Origin of the sequence: Psychromonas sp. (assembly GCF_047632995.1) — a bacterium.
GTDB lineage: Bacteria > Pseudomonadota > Gammaproteobacteria > Enterobacterales > Psychromonadaceae > Psychromonas.
On sequence record NZ_JBLIEK010000140.1, the window covers coordinates 1 to 7,663 of the forward strand.

The following is a 7,663-nucleotide window of genomic DNA, read 5'->3' on the forward strand; positions in this document are numbered from 1 at the left end:
TACTTATTAACATTAATATAGAGGAATTGCATCATGGAAGACTTAGGTTTTGTATTTGGAATAATCGGCATGTCAATGGGGATTTCTGGTTTTGTTTTTGCCATTGTAACTATGAGAAAGCTAGATAATCTTGAGAGTAAACTCAAAGAGCTTGACGTTTTAAATTCTAATTTCAAGTCTAACTAATTATCTATTTGGTCTTTGTATTGCGGTAATATAACGACATCCCCTGAGGCGGAACGCAAGCCCTAAAACTTTCTTTCCACCGCATATCTTAATTAGGGGGGAGCTGTTACGTTTCAATGCTTCTAAATACGTTGATTCATTATGTAGTGTCTTTATTTTTCAACGCCGAAACAATATTCTGATCCACTTAAATGCCGACGCTCTGATGATGGTGTTATGTGGTTTTCCTTTAGCTTATTGCTGCCAATAATAGACTTTTCCTAAAAAGAATAGCGCACCAATTGTTGTGCCCATTCAACGAATGTTTGCCGTAAAAATTTGTTACATGAGCATCGTCAATGCATCCATTCTTTTTTACCGCTTCGTTATGTTACAGGTGTAGTACCCGCATATTTTTTGTATTTATTCACACGAATGATAACCATCACGGTTTGGGCATATTGTAGCTTATAAACGTGAGACTATTTGTGGTCCTGTAAATAAAAAGGGTAAATAAAAGTGTCAGACACAAGAATCAATTTAAACAAACCACCCTATTTTTATAACTAAAAATATAGGTTGTTTTAATGACCAGAAAGAAACGAGTTTCCAGTGCATGCATGCCTGAACAATCGATCCAGCGGGGAATAATCCTCATGCGATATCTGCATGTGAACAGGATATGCAAGCTTATGTTGGCTGGCTTAAACGTATTCTAAAAAATATAAAGTCAGTGTTCATGCGTGGGTGTTAAAGACCAATCATGTTCATCTTTTGTGTACCCCAAGCAATGCCAGCGGAATTTCGCAAATGATGCAGTCTCTAGGTCGAATGTATGTGGCTTATTTTAATCGCCGTTATAAACGAACAGGCACATTGTGGGAAGGGCGGTTTACATCCTGTTTGTTGCAAGAGAAAACCTACCTTATGCAAGTTTATCGTTATATCAAGTTGAACCCTGTGAGGGGATCCAAGGACGATGAGCAAGCCGTTTACTTTTGGTCAAGCTATCAATGTAATGCTTTTGGTAAAAAGAGTGATTTGTTAACACCTCATTCTATTTACACTCGACTTGGAATAAATGAAAAGGAGCGTCAGTTAGCGTATCGCGGATTGTTTGCACAACAGATAGAAGGTAAGTTGTTGGAAGATATTCGCCAAGCGAGCAACAAGGGGTTAGCGCTAGGTAACGAACACTTTCTTGCTGATATTGAGCGTCTTACAGGGCGACGGGTTATTGAAAGGAAACGAAGTAGGCCAGTCGGTTGGCGCAAGAACACAAGTGAAGTGAAAGCTTTAAACTGACTCTGACCCTTTTACTTACTTTTACTTACGTTTACAGGGCGATGGGTTATTGAAAGGAAACGAAGCAGGCCACTCGGTTGGCACAATAACAAAAGTGAAGTGAAAGCTTTAAACTAACTCTGACCCTTTTACTTGCGTTATAAGGTAGGGCAAAAAGAAAAACTTACCCCTCTATGTTTATCAGCTAAGTTCATTCGCTTTTCGATAAGGACCCTCGTAATCAAATAAACGTTCGGTCACTTGCCAGTGATGTTTTTGCTTTTTGGCTATCACAAAGTCAGGCGCTGGTAGGTAAGGTAAAAACTTCTCCAACTCTTCCAGTGAGTTGAACTGAATCGACTGACTTGCGTTAGCTATTCTTCGTGCAAATAAATCGTTAAATGCTTGTCTCGAATTTTTGTAATTAAAGCGGAAGGTTTCCGATAACGTGAGGCCGTCTTCGTCGTGGTAGGTTACCTTTAAACACTTGTCCGCCCAGATAATCTCTGGCGTAATGGCAGCACAACGCAGTACTTTATTATTTTTTAAATTTAACGCACTTCTTAATAAATCATCGGGGTCAATTAACTTCTCTGAGCAATGCTGGCATTGTCTGGCGGCGATATCGTTTTCTTGGTTGCAATAAGGACAGCATTTGAAGCGAAAACGATAAGTGCATTGTGTCTCGTATTTGGGGTCATCTGGGACTTCTGTGTTTTCAGGGCTATCGGGGCCTTCGCGGGCTTCAATCAAGCCATGGCAACGACGTCCAAAATGTTCAATAATATTACCTTCTGTGTCTTTTCTGCCCCAAAATACATTTGCAAAATCACATTGAGGGCAATGGATTTGAACAGCAACAGAATCTTGTGTGGGTTTTTTTTCCCCAATTTCTGGTTGAAAAATGTTGTAACCATTATTGGTATAGTCCAATACTAAGCAATCATTTTTCCCCGGACTCAGCCGCAAACCACGTCCTACAATCTGTTGAAATAAGCTAATGGATTGAGTGGGACGCAAAATAGCAATAACATCAACATGTGGCGCATCAAAGCCTGTCGTCAATACAGACACATTGACCAGATACTTAATTTTTTTGGCTTTAAACGCGGCTATTAATGCGTCACGTTGTTTTATTCTTGTGGTACCGGTAATGAAGGCTGTTTGGTCTGCAGGTAAATAACCAGTGATTTCTTGTGCGTGATCTATGGTTGAAGCAAAAATCATCACGCCTTGACGGTTTTGGCTAAGCTGTAAAATTTGCTCGGTAACCGCTTTGGTCACTCGTGGATGTTTGTGAATAAGTTCATTTAAGGCAATATCATCAGTGTCTTGTTCACCGTCCAAGCTTTGTGTCAGCAAACTAAAGTCATAATGTGCAATGGCTGCATCATAGTGAATAGGTGGTGTTAAATACCCGTCTTTTACCATGTGCTGGAGTGGTAGTTCGAAAATACATTTTTTAAAAAAAGAAGTCATGCATGGTCTTGTATAACCATGGTAATGATGTTGATAAATCCAGCCGCTGCCCAATCGATAGGGTGTAGCGGTTAAACCAAGAATTTTTACGCTAGGATTAAGCGTGCGAAAATGCGTTAGCGTTTTATTGTATTGACCGCTGTCATCTATGCCCACTCGATGACACTCATCAATAATAATCAGGCTGGCAGGGGTTCGGAAAGAGTCTAGGCTAGCAGACAGTGACTGAATGCTTGCAAAAGTCGTTTTTGCTGTGCTATTTTTTTGGCCCAATCCAGCCGAAAAAACACCTGCTGGCGAACCCGTAGCAAGAAATTTTGAGTGATTTTGCTCTACTAACTCTTTTACATGTGCAAGGCAAATGACACGCCCTTTTGCCAATCGACTCAACTCAGCAATCACTAAACTTTTACCTGCACCGGTAGGCAACACAATCACCGCTGGATCATCACTATTACGAAAATGTTCTAAAGCCGCATTAACAGCTTGAGTTTGGTAATTTCGTAATATGAATGTTTGGCTCATAATGCTTGGAATATTGGGGAGAGTGAAGGTGTTGTCAGTGAAACTACAATACCATAGTGACCAAGGTGGTTTAGATGTTTTACAAAATATAAAGTAGGGGCAAGTCGAATTTTTGAGTAAGTGAACTATGAATTGAGGTTAATCAAGCTATTTAAATTGACCCTGACTCTTATATTGGACTCTTATATTGGTATCAATTAAAGTCGTTTGGTTTACGTGACTGAGTTAGAGCATAACGTTTGTAGCTGTTTGAATACCTTGATGCTGAACTGATGAATGATTCTTTGCTACTACTTAGTTACCACTTAGCTATTACCTTGCTACACCTTAGCTAATTCTTCGCTATTTTTTTGCTGCTTTTTAAAACGAGTGCCTTCTTTATATTTTCCTGCTGAACTGGTAGCTTAAAGACCTGCGGTTAAGTTAGCTAAAGATTAATACTTAGATAGGAATACGTAAATGAAAGCAGGAATAAAGTGGGGCTGCATCTTGTTAGTGGCTGTTTTCGCAATCTCTGGTATTAGCTTGTGGTCAATGGGTCCTGATTGGCGAGCACTGCTGGCCGATCCGCCCACAGATACCAACATTCTTTTTTGGAGTCAAAGCCAGCGTGATGCAGGCTTCAAAATGATGGACAAAATTTCAGTTTTGGTAAAGTCTAAAGAAATACAACCAAGCTCCAACAAACGCGCATTATCACTTGGCGAACCACTAGACTTTACTACTAACATAAACACTTTTTTTGAAACGCAAAGCCTTGCTGGGATGTTGGTTTTACACAAGGGCAATATTCGCTTCGAACGCTATGGCTTGGGCCATTCCCCTGATAAGAGATGGACTAGCTTCTCGGTTGCAAAATCCTTTACTTCTTCCCTTGTGGGGATCGCACTGAAAGATGGCAATATTAAAAGCCTCGATGATAATGTGTCTGATTATATCAAGGGTCTCAAAGGCTCTGTGTATGATAGCGTAACGATTTCGCAGTTACTGACAATGACGTCTGGGGTAGATTGGAATGAAAGCTATACCGATCCTCAGTCAGATGTGGCCCGTTTTAATAATCACATTGCGACCGATGGTTTACCCACCATTGTAAGTTACATGCGCACTTTATCCCGAGCCCATCCAGCGGGCGAGCAGTGGTTATATTCTACTGGCGAAACAAATTTGATTGGCATATTGGTTGAGGCGGCAACAGGTCAGTCTATTGCACAATACCTTGGCGAAAAAATTTGGCAGCCCTTCGGCATGGCTGATCAAGCTAGCTGGTTATTGGGTCCTGATGGCAAGGAAATTTCTGGCTGCTGTATTCAAGCTAGCTTGCGTGATTTCGCAAGATACGGTCTTTTTGTGCTTGAGGACGGCAACATAAATGGAAAATCTATACTCCCTGACGGCTGGTTTAAAACAGCAACAAGCAAGCAAGCCGATATCGGTCAACCTGGCTCTGGTTATGGATATCAATGGTGGACTTTTGACGATGGCACTTTTACTGCGCGCGGTATATTTGGACAAACCATCTTTATTGACCCAGCAAGACAATTAGTGATCGCCCTCAATGGCAATTGGTTAGGCGCAACAGATCAAGAACTCAATCAACAGCGTTTTGCATTTATCAGCGAAATTCAGGCCATGCTTGACCAATAAATTAGCAAGACAAAAATTAGCTTACGGCGATTCGCAATTCACTAGAAGTTTAATTGGGTGTTTGTAAATTATTGACGGCAATGTACAAACCGCTCTTTTTTAATGGACATTTTTCAATAGATTAGACTAAGTATCTAATCATTACATGGAATGTGGCATTAGTGTTTGTACTTATTAATAGTGGGTCTGACTAATATGATTTAGATTAATTATTTAGAAAAAACATAAAGAAAACATAAATCTACAAAAGAGGCGGTTTACAAAATGTAAACCACAGTGACACCAAACCATAAGCCATGGAGGTCAGGTTTTGTCTTTTTATCACAAATAATTTTTATGTATAAATTTAGTCAACGGATATAAAAGCAAAAGGCAATATATGCTCCGTATATCACCTGAGCTGAAGGTAAATCAAACGAGCTGATGTTATTGATTGATGATTATTTTGTAGTCTCAATTTAATTAAAGAATAGCCCACTTCGCTCCCGCTCTATTTTTATACTGATGCACTTAAACTTGATATGCTAGAACTTGGGTTTTTTTGGGAAAAACATACTGGTAGTACGTTGATATTCTTTGTATTCAGGGCGTTTTTGTACTGAATAGTATTCAGCAGGAACAGCGCCAGTGTAATAGACTAATGTGGTAAACATTACTCGTGATGCCATCAATAAAACACCCACCAAACCTAACATTATGACTAAAGGCTCTGTACTCCAAAGCGCCATGACTGATGGCAGCGCAATCACGACTAATGAGTTCCAAACCATCCATTCAAAAAAGTAATTCGGATGTCTGCTAAAGCGCCAAAGACCCACATTGCATAATGCGCGCCTATCTCCTGCTTTTACATTCATACTAATAAAGCTATTTTTTTGTTTATCGGCAAGACTTTCTAAGCCATAACTTAACAGCCAAAGACCAATACCCAGGATCTCTAGCCAATGAAAGGTAGAGTTTGGGTTCCACGCAATTAATAAAGCAGGCATGGCTAGAAAACTCATATTTGCAAAGGCTTGAACTAAAATCTCTACTTGCATAGCCAAATTAACATTGGCTTTACCTTCTTTATCCCAGCGTAGTTTCTGATATTGGTATCGGGGTAGCTCTCGTTTAAACGCTCCTTTGGTTAAATACAGAAGCGCCATCAGACCCATACGCAGCCCCATAAATAAAAATAAAATAGCCGCTAGCCATTTTTTAGTATCTGCGCCCTGACCGTAAACCAGAACTAGAAGGCCAATTAAAGCTAAACCCAACGGCCAACCAATATCTACGTAAGACATTCTACCGGTTAACTTTGCAGGAATATTTACCACCAATATAAATAGTAATAACTGCGATAGACCATTAATTAAAGTGAATTCAAAAAAGTTGTTACTGATTAATAAAACTATGCAGCCTAATAAAAAAGGTATTAAAGGTTTGAAATATTTCATGATTTCCAGAATTTATAATTATTATATTTTGTTAATTTTTTAGAACAATAAACCAAGTACTTGCTCTAATCAACGGGTCTTAATTTTTAGACGTCAGCGAGGTAATACCTTTTTATAAAATTTATCATGTCGCTCACAATTGTTGAGTGACATGATAATAAAAAAAAGGTTATCTCAAGATTAGAACCCGATAAGACCTCATTTTGGGATCTGAGGAGAAAGATAGTGTCTACAGGATCAATTCCAAATCTGATTAATGTTGATAGTTAACACTAAACACTAAACATTCTTCCTATTTAATATTAACCCGACCGCGACTGAATCAAATATTCAGCATTATTTAATAAGATCTACGATGGGTGTATTCATTAGGGTCTTAGTCACACTATTAAAACATGTCAGTTTGGTATGGATTTATTTTTAAAACTAATATGTCAGGCATCAATTTTACCGACGCTCGCCCCTATTAGCCTCCGCACGTGAATCGTCTATTGAATAAGAGATGATATGTAACTGCTGGGCACATTCAACGTTGGTTTTAAGTATGGTTTCAGGTTAAATCACGTCATTGTCGTTCTGACATACTGGATGCCATATGTGCTATATTTCTCAATTTTGTGAGCAAGCGCATGTTTTAAAAGCCTTAGCTATTGTTACAGAGTCATATTTCGGAGTTGGCCTGGAGCAAACTGCTTTGTAACGGGCTGTATTAATGGCATTTTGTTTGAGTCAGGGGCTTGTTATTACCTTGCTCCATCATCACAGTTTTGTTATCTGCTGCTAACAGAACACTCCAAATAGATGATGGCCATCGTCCATAGCGCCTTGAGCCAACTATTGATACCGCGTCTAACTGCAACGTCCGTCGGCGATTAAATGTTTAATTTTACGGTCCATAAAACCAGTTATCTCTGACTAATGAGTATAAAATTATAAGACTATCCCTAAAACTTGTATCATTCTTGTTCTTTTAGCTCCGGTAAAATAAAGCTCAGTAACATTGCTGTAAGCCCAGCAGTGGCGGCGGCTGAGCTGAAAATGTTTTGTATTAGATCAGGGGTTTTTGCGAATATATCAGGTACCAGCGCTAAGCCTAAGCCAAGACCGAGGGAAACCGCAATAAT

5 protein-coding genes are annotated in these 7,663 nt (G+C 39.3%); 3 read left to right on the forward strand and 2 right to left on the reverse strand.

Annotation, left to right across the window (positions count from 1 at the left end; genetic code table 11):
• Positions 1-33: 33 nt before the first annotated feature.
• Both ACJAT7_RS16470 and ACJAT7_RS16475 read left to right on the forward strand, forming a co-directional pair.
• On the forward strand, positions 34-186 hold the full coding sequence (locus tag ACJAT7_RS16470; RefSeq protein WP_293759862.1) for a hypothetical protein: 153 nt from the start codon (positions 34-36) through the stop codon (positions 184-186).
• A gap of 726 nt (positions 187-912) precedes the next feature.
• Positions 913-1,470: a transposase gene (locus ACJAT7_RS16475; RefSeq protein WP_415227894.1), complete on the forward strand. Its 558-nt coding sequence runs from the start codon at positions 913-915 to the stop codon at positions 1,468-1,470.
• A 180-nt stretch (positions 1,471-1,650) separates the two neighbouring features.
• Here ACJAT7_RS16475 and ACJAT7_RS16480 read toward each other — a convergent pair whose 3' ends face one another.
• Positions 1,651-3,453 carry a DEAD/DEAH box helicase family protein gene (locus tag ACJAT7_RS16480; RefSeq protein WP_415227895.1) on the reverse strand — a complete coding sequence of 601 codons (1,803 nt, stop codon included), beginning with the start codon at positions 3,451-3,453 and terminating at the stop codon, positions 1,651-1,653.
• Positions 3,454-3,912: 459 nt separating this feature from the next.
• Here ACJAT7_RS16480 and ACJAT7_RS16485 point away from each other — a divergent pair, with 459 nt between their 5' ends.
• Complete coding sequence (locus ACJAT7_RS16485; protein WP_415227896.1) at positions 3,913-5,100, forward strand: serine hydrolase domain-containing protein; 1,188 nt, start codon at positions 3,913-3,915, stop codon at positions 5,098-5,100.
• Positions 5,101-5,624: 524 nt separating this feature from the next.
• On the opposite strand, the gene ACJAT7_RS16490 is transcribed toward ACJAT7_RS16485, so the two are convergent.
• Positions 5,625-6,539, reverse strand: a complete 915-nt coding sequence (locus ACJAT7_RS16490) for a DUF1295 domain-containing protein (RefSeq protein WP_415227897.1) — start codon at positions 6,537-6,539, stop codon at positions 5,625-5,627.
• Positions 6,540-7,663: the final 1,124 nt, after the last annotated feature.

What these genes read in the sequence shown, in the direction of transcription:
- ACJAT7_RS16470 (WP_293759862.1), top strand. Translation starts at nt 34, where the DNA reads ATGGAAGACTTAGGTTTTGTATTTGGAATAATCGGCATGTCAATGGGG.
- ACJAT7_RS16490 (WP_415227897.1), bottom strand. Translation starts at nt 6,539, where the DNA reads ATGAAATATTTCAAACCTTTAATACCTTTTTTATTAGGCTGCATAGTT.
- ACJAT7_RS16480 (WP_415227895.1), bottom strand. Translation starts at nt 3,453, where the DNA reads ATGAGCCAAACATTCATATTACGAAATTACCAAACTCAAGCTGTTAAT.
- ACJAT7_RS16485 (WP_415227896.1), top strand. Translation starts at nt 3,913, where the DNA reads ATGAAAGCAGGAATAAAGTGGGGCTGCATCTTGTTAGTGGCTGTTTTC.